General features: G+C 68.7%; 18 protein-coding genes. 8 read left to right on the forward strand and 10 right to left on the reverse strand.

What is annotated here, in order from left to right; all coding sequences use genetic code 11:
- Positions 1 to 11: 11 nt before the first annotated feature.
- Genes JWS13_RS36080 through JWS13_RS36090 form a run of 3 tightly spaced genes read right to left on the reverse strand, consistent with a single transcriptional unit; the run spans position 12 to position 3,915 of the window.
- Positions 12 to 1,115, reverse strand: coding sequence for an ATP-binding protein (locus tag JWS13_RS36080; protein WP_206010123.1), 1,104 nt, complete (start codon positions 1,113 to 1,115; stop codon positions 12 to 14).
- Complete coding sequence (locus JWS13_RS36085; RefSeq protein WP_206010124.1) at positions 1,112 to 2,587, reverse strand: DUF5691 domain-containing protein; 1,476 nt, start codon at positions 2,585 to 2,587, stop codon at positions 1,112 to 1,114. The genes JWS13_RS36080 and JWS13_RS36085 overlap by 4 nt, the downstream gene beginning before the upstream one ends.
- Positions 2,584 to 3,915: an SWIM zinc finger family protein gene (locus tag JWS13_RS36090; protein WP_206010125.1), complete on the reverse strand. Its 1,332-nt coding sequence runs from the start codon at positions 3,913 to 3,915 to the stop codon at positions 2,584 to 2,586. Before JWS13_RS36090 ends, JWS13_RS36085 begins: the two co-directional genes overlap by 4 nt.
- A 126-nt stretch (positions 3,916 to 4,041) precedes the next feature.
- Here JWS13_RS36090 and JWS13_RS36095 point away from each other — a divergent pair, with 126 nt between their 5' ends.
- Entirely contained in the window at positions 4,042 to 4,557 is a 516-nt protein-coding gene (locus JWS13_RS36095; protein ID WP_206010126.1) for an SRPBCC family protein, read from the forward strand.
- Positions 4,558 to 4,567: 10 nt separating this feature from the next.
- On the opposite strand, the gene JWS13_RS36100 is transcribed toward JWS13_RS36095, so the two are convergent.
- Both JWS13_RS36100 and JWS13_RS36105 read right to left on the reverse strand, forming a co-directional pair.
- Positions 4,568 to 4,924, reverse strand: coding sequence for an antibiotic biosynthesis monooxygenase (locus JWS13_RS36100; protein ID WP_072940196.1), 357 nt, complete (start codon positions 4,922 to 4,924; stop codon positions 4,568 to 4,570).
- 69 nt (positions 4,925 to 4,993) lie between these two features.
- Complete coding sequence (locus tag JWS13_RS36105; RefSeq protein ID WP_206010127.1) at positions 4,994 to 5,497, reverse strand: GNAT family N-acetyltransferase; 504 nt, start codon at positions 5,495 to 5,497, stop codon at positions 4,994 to 4,996.
- A 193-nt stretch (positions 5,498 to 5,690) separates the two neighbouring features.
- Here JWS13_RS36105 and JWS13_RS36110 point away from each other — a divergent pair, with 193 nt between their 5' ends.
- From JWS13_RS36110 to JWS13_RS36120, 3 genes are read left to right on the forward strand one after another with little or no spacing between them, the layout of a single operon-like run.
- Positions 5,691 to 6,212: a MarR family winged helix-turn-helix transcriptional regulator gene (locus JWS13_RS36110; protein ID WP_206010128.1), complete on the forward strand. Its 522-nt coding sequence runs from the start codon at positions 5,691 to 5,693 to the stop codon at positions 6,210 to 6,212.
- The gene (locus JWS13_RS36115; RefSeq protein ID WP_206010129.1) at positions 6,205 to 8,004 is read left to right on the forward strand and encodes an AMP-dependent synthetase/ligase; all 1,800 of its coding nucleotides are present in this window, start codon (positions 6,205 to 6,207) and stop codon (positions 8,002 to 8,004) included. The genes JWS13_RS36110 and JWS13_RS36115 overlap by 8 nt, the downstream gene beginning before the upstream one ends.
- 17 nt (positions 8,005 to 8,021) lie before the next feature.
- A complete protein-coding gene (locus tag JWS13_RS36120) occupies positions 8,022 to 8,873 on the forward strand; it encodes a patatin-like phospholipase family protein (protein ID WP_206010130.1) in 852 nt (283 codons plus the stop codon).
- 3 nt (positions 8,874 to 8,876) lie between these two features.
- Here JWS13_RS36120 and JWS13_RS36125 read toward each other — a convergent pair whose 3' ends face one another.
- Complete coding sequence (locus tag JWS13_RS36125) at positions 8,877 to 10,124, reverse strand: lipase family protein (protein WP_206010131.1); 1,248 nt, start codon at positions 10,122 to 10,124, stop codon at positions 8,877 to 8,879.
- A 120-nt stretch (positions 10,125 to 10,244) separates the two neighbouring features.
- Between JWS13_RS36125 and JWS13_RS36130 the strand changes: the two genes are divergently transcribed.
- Positions 10,245 to 10,739 carry a GNAT family N-acetyltransferase gene (locus tag JWS13_RS36130; protein ID WP_206010132.1) on the forward strand — a complete coding sequence of 165 codons (495 nt, stop codon included), beginning with the start codon at positions 10,245 to 10,247 and terminating at the stop codon, positions 10,737 to 10,739.
- Positions 10,740 to 10,743: 4 nt separating this feature from the next.
- Here the strand turns inward: JWS13_RS36130 and JWS13_RS36135 are convergent, their stop codons facing one another.
- Genes JWS13_RS36135 through JWS13_RS36145 form a run of 3 tightly spaced genes read right to left on the reverse strand, consistent with a single transcriptional unit; the run spans position 10,744 to position 12,969 of the window.
- Entirely contained in the window at positions 10,744 to 11,505 is a 762-nt protein-coding gene (locus JWS13_RS36135) for an amino acid ABC transporter ATP-binding protein (RefSeq protein WP_206010133.1), read from the reverse strand.
- Positions 11,502 to 12,170, reverse strand: a complete 669-nt coding sequence (locus JWS13_RS36140; RefSeq protein WP_072940214.1) for an amino acid ABC transporter permease — start codon at positions 12,168 to 12,170, stop codon at positions 11,502 to 11,504. Before JWS13_RS36140 ends, JWS13_RS36135 begins: the two co-directional genes overlap by 4 nt.
- 10 nt (positions 12,171 to 12,180) lie before the next feature.
- Positions 12,181 to 12,969 (reverse strand): amino acid ABC transporter substrate-binding protein, encoded by a 789-nt coding sequence (locus tag JWS13_RS36145; RefSeq protein WP_206010134.1) that lies wholly within the window; start codon positions 12,967 to 12,969, stop codon positions 12,181 to 12,183.
- Between the two features lie 98 nt (positions 12,970 to 13,067).
- Here JWS13_RS36145 and JWS13_RS36150 point away from each other — a divergent pair, with 98 nt between their 5' ends.
- A complete protein-coding gene (locus JWS13_RS36150; protein WP_206010135.1) occupies positions 13,068 to 14,531 on the forward strand; it encodes a SulP family inorganic anion transporter in 1,464 nt (487 codons plus the stop codon).
- On the opposite strand, the gene JWS13_RS36155 is transcribed toward JWS13_RS36150, so the two are convergent.
- Positions 14,528 to 15,298: a deoxyribonuclease IV gene (locus JWS13_RS36155; protein ID WP_206010136.1), complete on the reverse strand. Its 771-nt coding sequence runs from the start codon at positions 15,296 to 15,298 to the stop codon at positions 14,528 to 14,530. The genes JWS13_RS36150 and JWS13_RS36155 overlap by 4 nt on opposite strands.
- A gap of 199 nt (positions 15,299 to 15,497) precedes the next feature.
- Between JWS13_RS36155 and JWS13_RS36160 the strand changes: the two genes are divergently transcribed.
- On the forward strand, positions 15,498 to 15,746 hold the full coding sequence (locus JWS13_RS36160; RefSeq protein ID WP_087557111.1) for a helix-turn-helix transcriptional regulator: 249 nt from the start codon (positions 15,498 to 15,500) through the stop codon (positions 15,744 to 15,746).
- On the forward strand, positions 15,746 to 16,981 hold the full coding sequence (locus JWS13_RS36165) for a type II toxin-antitoxin system HipA family toxin (protein ID WP_206010137.1): 1,236 nt from the start codon (positions 15,746 to 15,748) through the stop codon (positions 16,979 to 16,981). Before JWS13_RS36160 ends, JWS13_RS36165 begins: the two co-directional genes overlap by 1 nt.
- Position 16,982: the final 1 nt, after the last annotated feature.

Consider the following 16,982-nt stretch of genomic DNA (forward strand, 5'->3'; position numbering starts at 1 on the left):
CGCCCTGGTGCTCACCCGGTGACCTCGCGGCACGCCCGGTAGAAGTCGGCCCAGCCCTCCCGTTCGCGGACCACGGCCTCGAGGTATTCGGTCCACACCACCCGGTCGGCCACCGGATCCTTCAGCACGGATCCGAGGATGCCTGCGGCGACGTCGGAGGGTCGGAGCACCCCGTCGCCGAAATGCGCGGCGAGGGCGAGTCCGTTGGTGACCACGGAGATCGCCTCCGCCGTCGACAGCGTTCCGGACGGCGATTTCAGCTTGGTGCGACCGTCGCCGGTGGCGCCGGACCGCAGTTCCCGGAACACCGTGACCACGCGCCGGATCTCGTCGTCCGTCGCCGGGACCGCCGGCAGTTCCAGCGAAGACCCGAGTTGCTCGACCCGCCGCGCGACGATGGCGACCTCGTCCTCCTCGCTGGCGGGCAGGGGCAGGACGACCGTGTTGAAACGCCTGCGCAGCGCGGACGACAGGTCGTTGACGCCGCGGTCGCGGTCGTTGGCGGTGGCGATCAGGTTGAAACCCCGGGTGGCCTGCACCTCGGTGCCCAGTTCGGGGATCGGCAGCGTCTTCTCCGAGAGCACGGTGATGAGTGCGTCCTGCACGTCGGCGGGAATGCGGGTCAGTTCCTCGACCCGCGCGATCCGGCCGCCCTGCATCGCCGTCATCACCGGGGACGGAACGAGTGCGCCCGCGGTCGGACCCTCGGCGAGGAGCCTCGCGTAGTTCCAGCCGTACCGGATGGCCTCCTCCGGGGTACCCGACGTTCCCTGGACGAGCAGGGTCGACTCGCCGGACACCGCCGCCGACAGGTGTTCGGACACCCACGTCTTGGCGGTTCCGGGCACGCCGAGCAGGAGCAGGGCGCGGTCGGTGGCGAGCGTCGCGACCGCCACCTCGATCAGCCGCCGGGGACCGACGTACTTGGGGGTGATGACGGTGCCGTCGTCGAGTTCTCCGCCGAGCAGGTACGTCACGACCGCCCACGGCGACAACTTCCACGACGGTGGCCGGGGCCGGGTGTCCTGCGCGGCGAGGGCGGCGAGTTCGTCGGCGTAGGCCTGCTCGGCGTGGGGTCGTAGCAGGTCGGCCGGGACGGCCGCGATCTCGGTCACTCGAGCTCCTTCAGGACTGTTCTGCGATGGTCGATGTTGGCGGCGACAGTGGCGAACGCCTGCTGCCAGCCCGGGTCACGGGTGCGTTCGGCGGCCGCCCGGAGCAGCGGCGCCGCGGTGAACGGGAAGTGTGTCTCCGCGCTGCGGAGGGTCGAGTAGTGGCTGTGCCGGGAGAACTGCCCGAGGTCCTTGCCGGTCTCGGCGTGCCGCCCGGCCACGTCCTCGAGGCGGGTGATCACCCGCTCGGCGAGGTCGAGCGGCCACGGGTGGGGCAGCCCCTCGAACAGTGCGGCGCCGTCGACGCCCAGCAGGTAGCTGTCGGCGTGGCCCGACAGAATGTAGGCGAGGCGTTCGCGGGCGGGGACGATCGGCACCACCCGACGTTCGGTCTTCCGTCCCTCACGGTGCAGCAGGGCGGACGCCCAGCGCGGATTGCGCTGGAGCACGGTGGCGTTGGTCCACGCCTCCATCATCACCTCCCGCCACTGGTCTTCGATCCGGATCTCCAACGCGCCGGCGGCCGAGCCGATCATGCCTTCCCACACCGACAGGGGGGCGGCGGTGACCACCATCCGCAACCACCAGCTGCGGATTCCCTTGTTCTTGAAGTGGACGTCCTCGATTCCGTCGCGACGGGCCGAATCGTCCAGGGAACCGGGCATGTTCACCACGAGGCGGGTGCGCAGCGGCTTCTTCTCCACCCGCACCCACACACGGGCGCGGGCGGCCATCCGCTCGGCGTACGCGGAGTTCGGCAGCTGGCGCAGCAACTGGACCGCCTGCTGACGCACCTCTTTCCGCCGGTCGTCGAGTGCGTGCTCGAGCAGGTCGGAGTCGGCGTCGCCGAGCCCCGTGCCCAGGACCGCGATGAACGCCGCCCGGTGCTCGCCCCGTTCGGAATCCCAGGTGCGGCGCAGTTCGGCCATCGCGATCGCCGGGTTCACCGCCCGCATCGTCGTGAGCCACAGCAGTCGTTCCTGGTGCGCGCCGTGCGTCCACACGTCGGTGCGATCGGACCGACGGACCAGCATCGACCAGTCCGGGTTCTGCGCGGCGAGCCACTGGCCGCGGGGGCCTGCCAATCGCAGGATGCTCTCGCGGTGGGTGTCGTTCGTGCGTGCCACCGCCATCAGGTCGGCGACGAGATGATCGGGCGCGCGGTATCCCCGCTCGGCGACCACCGCGAACCACTCGGTGAGCGTCCACGACTTGGCGGCGAGCAACTGCATCAGGTGCGCGGCGGACGCGGACGGCAACTGCAGCCGCGGATCGTTCTCGGCGGGCGCGGGCAGCACGCGGGTGGAGGCGGCGACTCCGCCGTCGCGGTACGCGTTTTCGAGCGCAGCGGCGCCCAGCAGGGTCTCCGCCGGGTCGCCGCCGACCGACCGCGCCAGTTCGCCGGTGGCCAGACCCTCGAACGAGGGGGTGGAACGTGCCGTGCCGAGCAGGGCGGCGGACAGGAGTTCGCTCATCGCCGACTCCCCGCGGTCGACGGCGTGCCGGACACGAGCGGGTACACGTCGCCGCGATCGAACACCGACACGGGAACGAGGGAGTCGCTGGTCCACTCCCCGAACACGGTGACGGGACTGCCGCCGGACATTCCGAGCAGTCGCCACAGGACCGGATCCTCGCCGGACAGCGGCAGCGCGCGGCCCTGCCCGTCGGCGACGAACCAGCTTCCGTCGTCGTATGCCGGGGTGACACCGGTGAGCAGGGCGGGCCACGAGCGGATCCACGGGTCGGCGCCGACCGCGGCGGCGAAGTCGTCCAGTGCGGTGTCCATGTCGCTCGGTGCGACCGTGGTGAACGGTTCGGGCGTCTCGTGGGTGTCGCCGAACTGGGCGCGCAGCGGCGCCGCGCCGGGGTAGAAGTGGAGGGTGGCGTCGACGAGCGACCCGAGCGGCGGGATCACCGTCGAGAAGTGGGCGGAGCCGTGCGCGAAGTCCAGGAGGATCGCGCGGCGACCGTGGTCGCGGCCGAGCAACCACACCTTGCGGGTGAAGAGGCGCTTCTCCTCGGTGGTCTGCATGCCCAGCACCATCCACCGGTCGCGGACTCCCGGCTCGCCGCGCACGCTGTCGGTGGCCACCGGGTAGCCGACGTGCGAACGCACCGACGCCTGCAACGGTTCCGGCAGTTCGCTCAGTCGGCGATGGGCGACGACGAGAAGGTGCAGCCTGGCGTATTCGCGGAGCAACCGGTCCGGCCAGTCGGCCCGGGTGGCCACGACGATCGGAAGGCGGCGCAGGGTGGACGCGATCCCGGGCGCTTGCGCGTCGACCATGCGGGCCGCGATGGCGTCGAACGCGGACGCCGAGATGTCGGCCGCGCCGAGGCCGCCCCGGATCTGGTCGGTGAGCCACAGGTCGAGTTCGTCGAGGCCCGCCGCCACCCGCTCGGCCCGGCGTTCCGCGGATTTCGCGCCGGACGCCGTGGTGACCGGTGCCGTCGGCGTGCGCACCGCGGTCGCCCGCCCGGCCCGCCGGCTCAGCCAGTCGTTCGCGAACTCGGGCGGTTCGGACTGCTCCGGAACCCTGCCCTGCGACCAGATCAGCAGCAGGCCGAGCGCGTGCTTGCACGGAAACTTCCGGCTCGGACACGAGCAGTGATACGCCGGACCGGTGAGGTCCACGACCGATCGGTAGGGGCTCTTGCCGCTGCCCTGGCACAGTCCCCACAGCGCGTCGCCGTTGCCGCCCGTCTGCGACCACGCGCCCGACAGCTTTGCGGCGGCAGCGAGCGAGCCGGCATCGGGGGCCACCGATGCGACCTGTCCCTCCGACCAAGGCGACGTCACTCCGTCACCGTAGGGGAGTTGTCCGACAGGAAGGGCGGAGGGGCGCGGAATTGTCCGCCAACTTCGGTGTGGACGGCGGCCTCCCGTGTCAAGCTGTCGTCAGGTGCGACAGCGAGGAGTGGGCCGGTGATTCACGGAAGGTATTTCGAGTTCAAGGGTCGTCCCGCCGTGCGGTTCCGGTGCACGTACCCGTTCGACGTTCAGAGGCTGTGGGAGGCCGTGTCGGAGCCGGACGAACTCGCGCACTGGTTTCCGTCTCGGGTCCGGCTCGACACCTACGCCGGCGGTGACATCGATTTCTTCCCGGATCCGCACAGCGACCCCGAGACGGGGACGGTCCTCGTCTACGGTGCGCCGTGCACCCTCGCGTTCACCTGGGGCGGGGACGAGATCCACTTCGAGGTCGAGCCGACCGCGGAAGGGTGCGCACTGACGCTCGTCAACGTGCTGGAGGTCCGCAACACGGCGGCCAGGAACGCGGCCGGGTGGAGTGTGTGTCTCGCCGACCTCGACCGGCACCTCGACGGGGCGGACACTCCCGGTCATCGCCGCGACGCGTCCGCGGACTGGCGGCCGTTCTATCAGACCTATCTGGGGGAGGGGATGCCGTCGGGCGCCCCGATCCCGGGCGAGTCCGCCTGACGGCGGTTCGTCAGAGCCGGGGACGCTCGAACAGGCTCTCGACGTTCGACGCCGGCTCGTTCGGCGCCTCGACCGCGATGTTGCCACCGGTCCTGAGCCACCCGTTCCGCAGTGAGGACGTCAACCAGTTGTCGAGTGCGGCTTGGGTTTCGAACTTCAGCACGATCACGCAGACATCGGAGGTGCTGCTCTCCTTGAGCCACCCGCCACCGAGGAACCCGGGGAACAGCCGGGCGAGTCCGAGCCCGGTCTGGATCCAGTCGGCGAACTCCTCGTCGCAGCCGCGGAGGACCCGGCGGACGATGGTCGTCGTGACGGACGCATCCACAGGCTCGCCTGCCCTGGCGCCGTCGGCCGCGTTCTCCATCGTTTCCCTACCTCGGTTCCAGCTCACCCCCGTGACACGTTCCACCTCAAACTACCAGCGGATTCGACGTCACAGGTCGTAGAACGGCGCGGCGTACCGGAACGTGCCGGTGATGGACGGATCCCAGCATGCGAGCCGGCGTACCTGGAAGTGGGACGACCACGACGGCTGGTCCGGCTCGATCCCGACCGATGTTCCGGAGACGAAGCCGAACCGCGGGTAGTAGTCGAGGTGACCGAGCAGTGCGACGAGCGGTTCGTCCCTGGCGTCGGCCCCGCCGAGCACGGCGTGCATCAGCGCCGAACCCACCCCGGCGCGCTGGAGACCGGGGAGGACGCCGATCGGGCCGAGTGCGAGTACGTCCGTGGCGTCGACGGTCGCGCGGGTCAGGCAGACGTGGCCGACGACGGCTCCGTCGATTTCGGCGACGAGGGCCAGTTGCGGAATCCACGCGTCGCTCGACCGCAACAGGGTGACGAGGCCGACCTCGACGGGAGCGTCACCGTCGAAAGCCTGCCGGTGCACCTCGGCCACCGCGTCGACGTCGCCTGCATTCTCGCGTCTGATCAGCATGCGCCCACAGTGCATCGGCCGAGCCGCAGGCCGCAACGGATTTTCCGGCGCCGCCCGTTGTCCAGCCGGTAGCGGTGCGCGAAAAGCGTTCTCCAATCGTGACCGTGTGACGTTTGCGGCCGAATGAATTTCCGGCGCATCGGTAGCAGTATGGGCAGAACGTGAGTCGAGCGAAGGACAACGGGAATCGGGGGTGCGGGTGGTCGACGCCAGGGTGGTCGGATATAGTTGCGGTGTGCAACACAACGAGGTCGAGCCGGAGGAAACGCCCGCGTCGGGCGTGGTGGCCGTCCATGACGAACTCGTCCGCCTCGTCCGTCAACTGGTCGCCGGTGACCGCCCTCCCGTCGGATCCCCGACGTTCGCTCAACATTCGCTGCTCTCCTTCGTCGCCCGCAATCCGGGTTGCCGGGCCACCCAGATCTCGGACGCGTTCGGCGTGCACCGGTCCACCGTGTCGCGTCAACTCCGGGGCTGCATCGACGAGGGTTGGGTGCACGCCGAGCCGGGACCGCTCCGCAGCGGTCACCCGTTGAGCCTCACCGACGTCGGCGTCGCGGTGCTGGCCGGCGCGGACGCCCGCCGGGTGGAGGAGGTCCGCGACCGGGTGGCCTCGTGGTCGGACGGCGAGATCGCCGCGTTCGCCCGGCACCTCCGGAAGTTCCGCCAGGGCGGCGACGCCGACGACAGCATCGGAGACGGCAGCCGTGCGTGAGTACACCAGCGCCCCGACGTTCACCGTGTCGGACCACGAGAACGCCGTGCTCCGGGTGTTCGCGCACGCCGAGAGCAACCCGGATCGGGTGATGTACACGCGTCCGGAGTCCGGCGGGTGGGTCGACGTGACGGCCAAGGACTTCGGCGCACTCGTCACCGGGGTCGCGAAGGGTCTGATCGCCAACGGGGTCCGCCCCGGCGACCGGGTGGCACTGCTGTCGTCGACCAGATTCGAATGGTCGCTGCTCGACTACGCGATCTGGGCGGCGGGCGCGGCGTCCGTCCCCATCTACGACTCCTCTTCCCACGACCAGATCCGGTGGATCATCGAGGATTCGGGGGCCGTGGCCGCGCTCGTGGAGACCCCGGCGCACGCGTCGAGTTTCGAGGGTGACGGCATCCCCTACACGCTGAAACGGATCCTCACCATCGACGAGGACGCCGTGGGCACGCTCATCAAGGACGGGTTGTCGATCGACGATTCCGAGGTGTTCAAGCGGGTGGTGGCGCTGACCGCCAACGACCTCGCCTCGCTGGTGTACACGTCCGGCACGACGGGCCGTCCGAAGGGCTGCATCCTCACCCACCGGAACTTCCTGTCGGAGGTGCGGTCGCTGCTCGCGGCACCGATCGGCGACGTCGCCCGGCCGGGCAACCGGGTGCTGACGTTCCTTCCGCTGGCGCACGTGCTGGCGCGGGCCGTGTCGCTGGCGATGTTCGAAGGCGGCGCGACGCAGGCGCACTGGTCCGACTTCGGCACGGTCACCGGTGAATTCGAACGTTTCCGGCCCAACACCATCCTCGGTGTTCCCCGCGTGTTCGAGAAGGTGCGGGACGGCGCGGCCCGCAAGGCGGCGTCGGGTGGCGGCCTGCAGAAGCGGATCTTCGACTTCGCCGAGGCCACGGCGGTGGCGTACAGCGAAGCCCAGGACACGGGCGGTGCGCCGCTGCGACTCCGGCTCGAGCACGCGGTCGCCGACAAGCTCGTCTACGCGAAACTCCGTGCCGCCCTGGGCGGCGACTGCTGGTGGGCGATCTCGGGTGGCGGGGCGCTCATGCCCAGGCTCGGTCATTTCTTCCGCGGCATCGGGGTTCCCGTCTACGAGGGCTACGGACTCACCGAATCGACGGCCGCGCACTGCGTCAACGTTCCCGGTGCCCAGCGGATCGGAACGGTCGGTCAGCCGCTGGGTGGCAACAGTGTGCGCATCGCCGAGGACGGCGAGATCGAACTGCGCGGCGGCGTCGTGTTCGGCGGCTACTGGCGCAACGAACACGCCACCCGGGAAGTGCTGGACGACGGCTGGTTTCGCACCGGCGACCTCGGCGACCTGGACGAGAGCGGCTATCTCACCATCACCGGCCGGAAGAAGGATCTGCTGATCACCGCCGGCGGCAAGAACGTGTCGCCGGGTCCGCTCGAAGACCGGCTGCGCTCACACCCCCTCGTCTCACAGGCGGTGGTGGTCGGCGACGGCCGCCCGTTCATCGGTGCCCTGCTGACCGTGGATCCGCAGGAATTCCGCAAGTGGAAATCCGCGCACGGCAAGTCGTCCGATGCCACGGTGGCGGACCTGCGCGACGACGAGGACCTGCGCGGAGACCTGCAGGACGCCGTGGACGACGCGAACACCACCGTCTCGCACACGGAGTCGATCAAACGGTTCGTCGTCCTGGACCGCGACCTCACGGAAGCGGACGGGGAGCTTACCGCCACCCTGAAGATCAAGCGTCCCGTGGTGACCGAGCGCTTCGCGGACGACATCGCGGGCCTGTACCGCCGGGGCTGACCGGCTACGGTGGCGGCATGACAACAGCTTTCGTTCTGTCGGGTGGGGCGAGCCTCGGGGCAATCGAGGTCGGAATGTTGCAGACCCTGATCGGCAGGGGCATCCGGCCGGACCTCATCGTCGGCACGTCCGTCGGTGCGCTCAACGGTGCCTGGCTCGCCGGGGGTTCCTCCGACGCGGACCTGCGCGAACTGGCCGACCTGTGGCGCGGTCTCACCCGCAGCGCGGTGTTTCCCGCCGGATTGCTCACCGGATTCACCGGGTTCGTCGGTCTCCGCAACCATCTGGTCTCCAACCGCGCCGTCAGGAAGTTGCTGGCGCAGCATCTGCGGTTCGAACGGATGGAGGATGCGCCGATCCCGCTGCACGTCATCGCCGTCGACGTGCTGACCGGCAAGGACGTCCGGCTGTCGACGGGGCCTGCCGTCGACGCGGTCACCGCCAGCGCGTCGCTGCCCGGCATCCTCCCGCCCGTGGTGATCGACGGCCGGGCGCTGATGGACGGCGGGGTCGTCAACAACACGCCCATCTCGCACGCGATCGAATTGGGGGCGACGACCGTGTGGGTGCTTCCGACCGGCTACGCCTGCACCCTGTCGAAGGTTCCCGGAAGTGCGCTGGGTATGGGTTTGCTCGGCGTGACGCTCGCGATCAATCAGCGGCTCGCGCTCGACATCGAGCGGTACGAGAGCGTCGCGGACATCCGGGTGGTGCCCCCGCTGTGCCCGTTGGACACGAGTCCCGCCGATTTCGGTGACGCCGACGAACTGATCACGCGGGCGAGGGAGCAGACCGCGACGTGGCTCGACGAGGCACGCGTCGCCGGGGTCGGGCAGGCCGATCTGCTGCTGCCGCACGGGCACGGATAGCCGTCAGCGGCACCCCGTGGGCGCAGGTACTCCGGACAGCCGGTCGTCGATCCAGCGCACCATCTCGGGCAGCGCGAACACGGCGGCGGTGAGGTGCTCGCCGAACTGCGGGGCGTAGGTGACGTCGGCACCGCCGCGGCACCACTCCTGCTGCAGGGTGATCACCCCGTCCTCCGGAATCCACTCGTCGCCGAGGAACACTCGCGAAGACCCGTGATACAGCAGCACCGGCGCGGTCGGGGTGAGCGCGCCCATCCTGTTCTCGGCGACCACCGTCCGGGCGGTGGGAGTGCCGAACGGATCGGGGACAGCCGCGAACAGTTCGGCGGGCAGCGAGGCGACCCCGGCCGGCGCGAGAGTCAGGATGCACTGGTCCTTCAGCGGCGACGTCGCCAGCGCCACACCGAGCGGATTCGCCAGCATCAGCATCTCCGGGTATTCGCGGGCGAGCCCGAGGACGGCGGACAGATACACGCCGGAACCGAGCTGGCCGTTCATCGTCCTGCGGAGCAACCCGAAATCGGCGGGGGTCCCGCCCGCGGCGGCGCCGGCGAGTTCGACGTCCGGTGCGTACGTCGGCTGCAGTTGCGCCGCCCAGCCGGTGGCGATCGCACCGCCGCTGTATCCCGTCGCGAGAACCGGGCTGTCCGAGAGCCCGAGACCGGGAAGCTGCCTCATGCCGCGGATGCTGTCGAGTACGGCATGACCCGCCATCCGTCCCGCGCTGTACGCCATCCGCGGTCCCTCGTGATCGGGCACGAGAACCGCGTAGTTCTTCGCGAGGAACAGCGACAGCACCGGGGGGATGTCCAGGTCGAGGGTCTGCCAGTCGTGCACCATCTTGTAGGACGGGGTGCACCGGGCGCCCAGCGAGTCGATGGGCATGTTGTAGTCGACCACCGGTCTCGGACCCGGCGCGGTCCACTCCGCCGTCGGCACCAGCACCGTCGCGGTCACCGGCACGGGACGGTCCTTGGAATCGTTGGAACGCACCATGATCTGGTGGGCCCGGTGCGGCACCAGCGGGTTCGGCACCGCCCGGAGTGTCACTTCCCGCGAGCGGATGATCTCGCCGGCCGCGAACTCCGCGACGTTCGGCGGCCACACGAAGAAGTCGTCGTCCAGGATGGGGGACGGGAGAATGGATTCGGGCCCGAGCGGCTGGGCGGCCGCCGGCGGAGGGTGGGCGCACACATACGCCGCCGCACAGGTGGACAGTGTCATCAGGACCACCGCACGAAACAGGTTCATCGCTACCACCGCCCTGAGGTAACTGTCCCAGGATGTAACTGTAACTCCAGTCACATCGTCGCAGATAGACACGGCTGCAGCGGTGGTTTGTTTTCGAAGCGGGATGGTTACTGTGTGAGCATGGCGGTCACCGTGGAGCGGGCAGAACTCGAGCAGGCTGAAGACATCGTTCAGATGCACTGGGACGCTGAGGATTGGCTCCTGGCCAGGGAAATCGATCCGCCCGCCCGGGGTGAAGTGTCGCTCGCCGACGTGCGCGAGCAGATCGAATTCGGGGAATGGCGGGTCGCGCTGTTCGCGGGGATCGTGGTGGGGGCGCTCCGGGTACTGCGATCCGATCCGGACGTGTGGCTCGAGGACGACATCCCGGCCGCATACGTGGCCCGGGTCATGACCGACCGCAGGCACGCCAGCGCCGGACTGGGCGCCCAGTTGCTGCGGTGGGTCGACGAGCACGCCCGCTCCGAGGACGCGTCCGTCGTGCGGCTCGAATGCGTCGAAACCAACTCCCGGCTCCGCGACTACTACGAGGAGCAGGGATTCTTCCTGGTGGGTCGCCGGGACTTCGACGTGGAGTGGCCGAGCGTCGTGCTCATGGAGAAGGCGCTGCGCTGACGGTTCACAGCGGGTCGAGAATCCGGTGCAGGAACTGTCGTAGCCGCGGCACGGTCGGATTGACGAGTACGTCTTTCGGGGTGCCGCGTTCGAGCACGACACCGTTGTCGATGAACAGCACCTGGTCGGCCACCTGCTGCGCGAACCGTATCTCGTGGGTCACGATCACCATCGTCCAGCCCTCGGTCGCGAGATCCCGGATCACCCGCAACACCTCGCCGACCAGTTCGGGGTCCAGCGCGGACGTGGGCTCGTCGAACAACATCAGTTTCGGCTTCAGGGCGAGCGCCCGGGCGATACCGACCCGCTGCTGCTGACCGCCCGACAGCTCGTACGGGTACTGGTCCGCCTTCTCCGCCAGACCGACCTGCGTCAGCAACCGCATCGCGCCCGCACGCGCCTCGGCCTTGGGCCGTTTCTGCACCACGATCGGGCCCTCGGTCACGTTCTGGATCGCCGTCTTGTGCGGAAACAGGTTGTGGGCCTGGAACACCATCCCGCTCTGCGCGCGGAACCTGGCCAGCGCCGACCGGCCCACCTCGGCGCCGAAATCCACCGACTCGTCCCCGATCGAGATCACCCCGCGGTCCGCCATATCCAGGGCGTTGAGGGTGCGCAACACCGTCGTCTTGCCGGAGCCCGACGGTCCGATGATGACGGTCACCGTGCCCGCCCCGACGTCGAAGCTGATGTCGCGCAGAACGTGATGGTCGCCGAACGACTTCTCGACGCCGGATACCTGAAGGAGGGGAGGGGTGTCGGTCATCGGGCCACATACCTGTCGAGTCGGGCTTCGAGCCGGACCTGGACGGCCGACAGGAAGATGCAGATCACCCAGTAGTACAGCGCGGCGATGCCGTAGAGGGCGAAGAAGTCGAACGTCGGTGCGGCCGCGAGCTGGGCGACACGGAGCAGTTCGGTCACCAGGATCGTCGACGCCAGCGACGTGTCCTTCACGAGTGAGATCAGCGTGTTGGACAGCGGCGGGACTGCCACCCGGGTGGCCTGCGGCAGCACGATCCGCTGCAGGGTGGTGGTGTAGCCCATGCCGATGGTCTGCGCGGCTTCCCACTGGCCCTTGGGGATCGACAGGATCGCAGCCCGGATCACCTCGGCCGCGTAGCCGCCGACGTTGAGGCTGAACGCGATCACCGCCGCCGGGAACGGTTCGAGCGTCACGCCGAACTGCGGCAGCGCGTAGAACACGATGAACAACTGCACCAGCAGTGGGGTGCCGCGGATGATGGAGACGTAGAAGCGGGCCAGCATCGACAGCGGTCTGATCGACGAGATCCGGGCGAGCGCCACCAGCAACGCGATCACCAGACCGATGGTGAAGCTGATGATGGTCAGCGGAATCGTCATGGTGATCGTGGCCTTCAGCATCGGCCACAGGTTGTCCAGGATCAGCTGGACCGTTGCGTCGTCCACGGGCAGGCTCTCAGTTGGTCGGTGCCGACACGTCGGTGCCGAAGTACTTCTGCGAGATCTGTGCAAGCGTTCCGTCGGCGCGCAGTTCGTCCAGGGCCTTGTCGATGTCGGGTATCAGGCCGCTGTCCTTGCGGGCCGCGAATGCCTGCTCACTCGTGTCGCCGGTCTCGGCGGCCACCTTCACCCCGGTGTCGCCGGTCTGCTTCTGGTATTCGGCGACGGCCAGATTGTCGTTGACGGTGGCGTCGACCCGGCCGTCCTTGAGCAGCGTGATGGCCTGGACGAAGCCTTCGACGGATTCGACGTTCGCGCCCGCGTCCCTGGCCACCTGCGCCCAGTTGCTCGTCGCGGACTGCGCCGTCGTCTTGCCGTTCAGGTCGGCGAGCGAGGTGATCGCGTTGTCGTCGGCGCGGGTGACGATCACACCCTCGGAGTAGGTGTACGGCGTCGACAGGTCGTACTTCTGGGTGCGCTCGTCGTTGACGGTCACCTGGTTGGCGACGAGGTCGTAGCGTTTCGCCTCGAGCCCGGCGAAGATGGAGTCCCACGGGGTCTGGGTGAACTCGACGGACACGCCGAGTTTGTCGCCGACCGCGCGGATGACGTCGACGTCGTACCCGGTGAGCTGACCGTCGGGACCCTGGTAGCTGAACGGTGTGTACGTGCCCTCGGTGCCGACTTTCAGGACGCCCGATTCGCGTACCTGGTCGATCACCGGACCCGAATCGGAGCTTCCGCACCCGGCCAGCGACAGTGCGGTCAGGACGGCGATCAGGGCGGCCGGAAGTGTGCGTCGCACGGTGTTCCTCCTCTGTCGGCGGATCAGCTAACCGTACTGGTCGAACGCCACCCGGATAGGATCTTCGGGTCCCCATCAGGAAGAAGGATTGTCCCGCCGTGTCCTCTCTCGCTCTCCGACGGCCGGTGTGGCTGCATCCGACAGTGTTTCGTATCGAGTCGTTGTCCGCGCTCGTCGTGGCGATGGCCCTCATCCCGGAGGCGTTGTCGTTCTCCATCATCGTGGGTGTCGATCCGCGGGTGGGCTTGTTCACCGCCGCGATCATGGCGATGACCATCGCGTTCACCGGCGGCCGTCCGGCGATGATCTCCGCGGCCACCGGTTCGGTGTCGCTGGTGCTGGCCCCGCTCATGGCGTCGCACGGGTTGCAGTACCTCATTGCGGCGGTGTTCCTCGGCGGTGCGATGCAGATCGTCCTCGCCGTCCTCGGGGTGGCGCGGCTCATGCGGTTCCTGCCGCGCAGTGTGATGGTCGGCTTCTGCAACGCACTGGGAATCCTCATCTTCGTGCACCAGTTCCCGTATCTGACGAACGTGCCGTGGGCGGTGTACGCGCTCCTCGCCGCCGGTCTCGTGCTGCTCGTGTGGATTCCCCGGCTGACCACGGCGGTGCCCGCGCCGCTGCTCGTGATCGTCGGGCTCACCGCGTTCACCGTCCTCGCCGGTGTCGCCGTGCCCACCGTCGGGGATCAGGGCGAACTGCCCGACGGCCTGCCGACTCTCATCGGGCTGCCCGACGTACCGCTCACGGTCGACACCCTGCGCATCATCGCGCCGTTCGCGCTGGCGATGGCCGTCGTCGGGCTCCTCGAATCGTTGATGAGCGCCAAACTCGTGGACTCGGTCACCGACACGCATTCGGACAAGACGCGTGAGTCGTGGGGGCAGGACGTCGCGAACATCGTGACCGGGCTCTTCGGCGGCATGGGCGGGTGCGCCCTGATCGGGCAGACCATCATCAACGTCAAGACCGGCAGGGCGCGAACGCGGTTGTCGACGTTCCTGTCGGGTGCGTTTCTGCTGATTCTCGTGGTCGGTCTCGGCGACGTGGTGGGAACCATTCCGATGGCGGCGCTCGTCGCCGTGATGGTGCTGGTGGCCGCCACGACCTTCGACTGGCACAGCGTCCGCACGCTCCGGCGGATGCCGCTGAGCGAGACTCTGGTGATGCTCAGCACCGTCGCGGGCACCCTGGCCACGGACAATCTCGCGATCGGTGTGGGTGTCGGTGTGCTCGTCGCGATGGTGCTGTTCGCGCGCCGGGTGGCCCACATGGTGGACGTGCGCGGCGAACTCGACGGCGACGTGAAGACGTACCGGGTGAGCGGTCAGCTCTTCTTCGCCTCGTCCAACGACCTCGTGTTCTCGTTCGACTACGCGGACGACCCCGGCCGCGTGGTCATCGATCTGTCGGGCGCCACCATCTGGGACGCCTCCACCGTGGCCGCTCTCGACGGCATCACGACGAAGTACGCGAGCCGCGGCACCGACGTCACCGTGGAGGGCCTGAATCCGGTCAGCGAGGAGCGGTACCGCAGGCTGACCGGCCGGCTGGGCGACTAACCGACGGTCTCCCGCAGGTACGCGAGGTCGTCGGCCAGCCCCTCCTCCGGCGTCTCGAGGACGACGGGTGCGCCGGCGGTCCGCACGACCTCGGCGAGCAGTTCGGGGTCGATGGTTCCGTCGGCGAGGTTGGCGTGCCGGTCGCGGGCCGAGTCGAACTCGTCGCGGGAGTTGTTGAGGTGCACCAGGTCGATTCGTCCCGTGATGGCCTTGATGCGTTCGACGACCCCCACCAGATCCTCGCCGCCCGCCCAGGCGTGACAGGTGTCGAGGCAGAAGCCGGCGCCGAAATCGCCGACCTCCTGCCACAGCCGGTCGATGGCATCGAAGTGCCGCGCCATCGCGAAGTCGCCGCCGGCCGTGTTCTCGATGAGGATGGGGACGGGGAATCCGCCCTTGTCGGCCTGGCGTTCGAACAGTTTGCGCCAGTTGATGATCCCCGCGTTCACGTCCTCGCCGTCGCGGACGTGCCCGCCGTGGACCACCAGCCCGAACGCGCCGATGTCGGCGGCGGCCTGGGCCTGCTGCGCGACGGCGTTGCGGGACGGCATCCGGAGCCGGTTGTTGAGGCTGGCCACGTTGATCACGTACGACGAGTGCACGACGACGTCGATGGGACTGTCGCGGATCTCGTCGGTCCGCGGATGTGCCGGGGGCTTCTCCCATTTCTGCGGGTCCGTGAGGAACATCTGAATGACGTCGGCGCCGAGCCGTTCGCCGTATCCGATCGGATCTTCGTCCTGGCGGACGTGTGCTCCTATGCGCATGTAACCAGGGTAGGTGGTGGGTGCTGTGACCATGCCTGTGCTTGCGATCGCAGGCGTAAGGAGGAATGCTCCCTCGTTTTCACCAACTTCATGGTTTAAGCCTGCGTTCGCAGTCATAGGCATGGACTTCGGCGGAGAATCGGCGCACACTGGCGTTAAGCATCCGTCGACAAGCTTTGATTTGATCCAGGAGGCTGCCATGGCTACCCCACGTCGCCGCGAGCGAACCGACACCGGCGGGATCTCCGACGGATTCGTGGCACGGCGACACCAACTCGGGCTGACTCAGGCGGAGCTCGCCGACCTGGCCGGAGTGTCGAGGTCGAGTGTGCAGTCGATCGAATCGGGCCGGGGCACCGTCCAACTGGATCTCGTCGACGCCGTCGCGGACGCCATGGGATGCCGTCTGGCGCTGCTCACCCGTTCGGGAGTCGAGGTGGAGGCCTGATGGTCGAGAACCTCAGCGGCGTCGACCGGGCCGACGTCTACAAGGGTGACCGCCTCGCAGGCAGTCTCGTGCGGGAGGGCGGGGACGTCGTCTTCCGCTACGACCCCGCGTACCTGCAGGACCCCGGCGCCCCGCAGGTCGCGTGGACGATCCCCACTTCGTCGACCGACGTGCGTGCCAGCGGAGGCAGCGTCCCGCCGTTCTTCGCGGGTCTCCTCCCCGAGGGGATCCGGCTGCGGGGCGCGGTCGCGGCCACCAAGACGTCCGAGGACGATCACCTCACGATCCTGATGGCGGTCGGAGCCGACACGATCGGCGACGTGCGCGTCCTGCCCGCAGGGGTGCCGCCGCCCGAGACCGCGCCCGTGTTCGACCCCGACGCGATCGAGCGCCAGGACCTGCGGGCGCTGTTCGAGCACATGTCGGGGCACGAGGCCGTGAAGCTGGACCCCACGTCGCTGCCCGGGGTTCAGGCGAAGGTGTCGGCCCAGATGTACTCGACACCGATCGCGACGGAGAAGGGCCCCGCCATTCTCAAACTCTCGCCACCGCAGGGATACCCGCAGTTGGTCGAGAACGAGCACTTCTTCATGGGACTCGCCGCGCAGTGCGGGTTGCCCGTAGCCGACCACCAACTGGTGCACGACGGAAAGGGGAACGCCGGCCTGCTCGTCGCGCGCTTCGACCGTCGAGTCGATGCGTCCGGCCGTGTCGTCCGCACACCCCAGGAGGATGCGTGCCAGGTGATGGGGATGTTCCCCGCGGCCAAGTACCGGCTGAAGACAGAGAACGTGATCACCGCACTCGCTGGGGTGTGCGAGCGCGGCGGCGGATCGGCGCGCGTCGCCACCCTGGAACTGCTTCGGCTGGTGGCCTACTCGTACGCGATCGGCAACGGCGACCTGCACGGCAAGAACTTCTCGGTGCAACTCGCCGAATCGGGTTTGTGGAGCGTCACACCCGCCTACGACCTGCTCTGCACCCAGCCGTACCTCGGGTGGCGCGACCCGATGGCCCTCGACTTCTACGGCAAAGCGAACAAACTCGACCGCAGGCACTTCGTCGAATGCGGGGGCCGGCTCGGTGTTCCCGAACGAGCGGTCAGCAGAATGCTCGACGGCGTCCGCAAGGGCATCGGGCGTGGCATCGGGGAGATCGAGTCGATCGGCTTCACCGAAAAGGAGAACACGCTGCTGCGCACACTGATGGAACGGCGCTCGGACGAACTGGGCTGAG

Origin of the sequence: Rhodococcus pseudokoreensis (assembly GCF_017068395.1) — a bacterium.
GTDB classification, from domain to species: Bacteria; Actinomycetota; Actinomycetes; order Mycobacteriales; family Mycobacteriaceae; genus Rhodococcus_F; species Rhodococcus_F pseudokoreensis.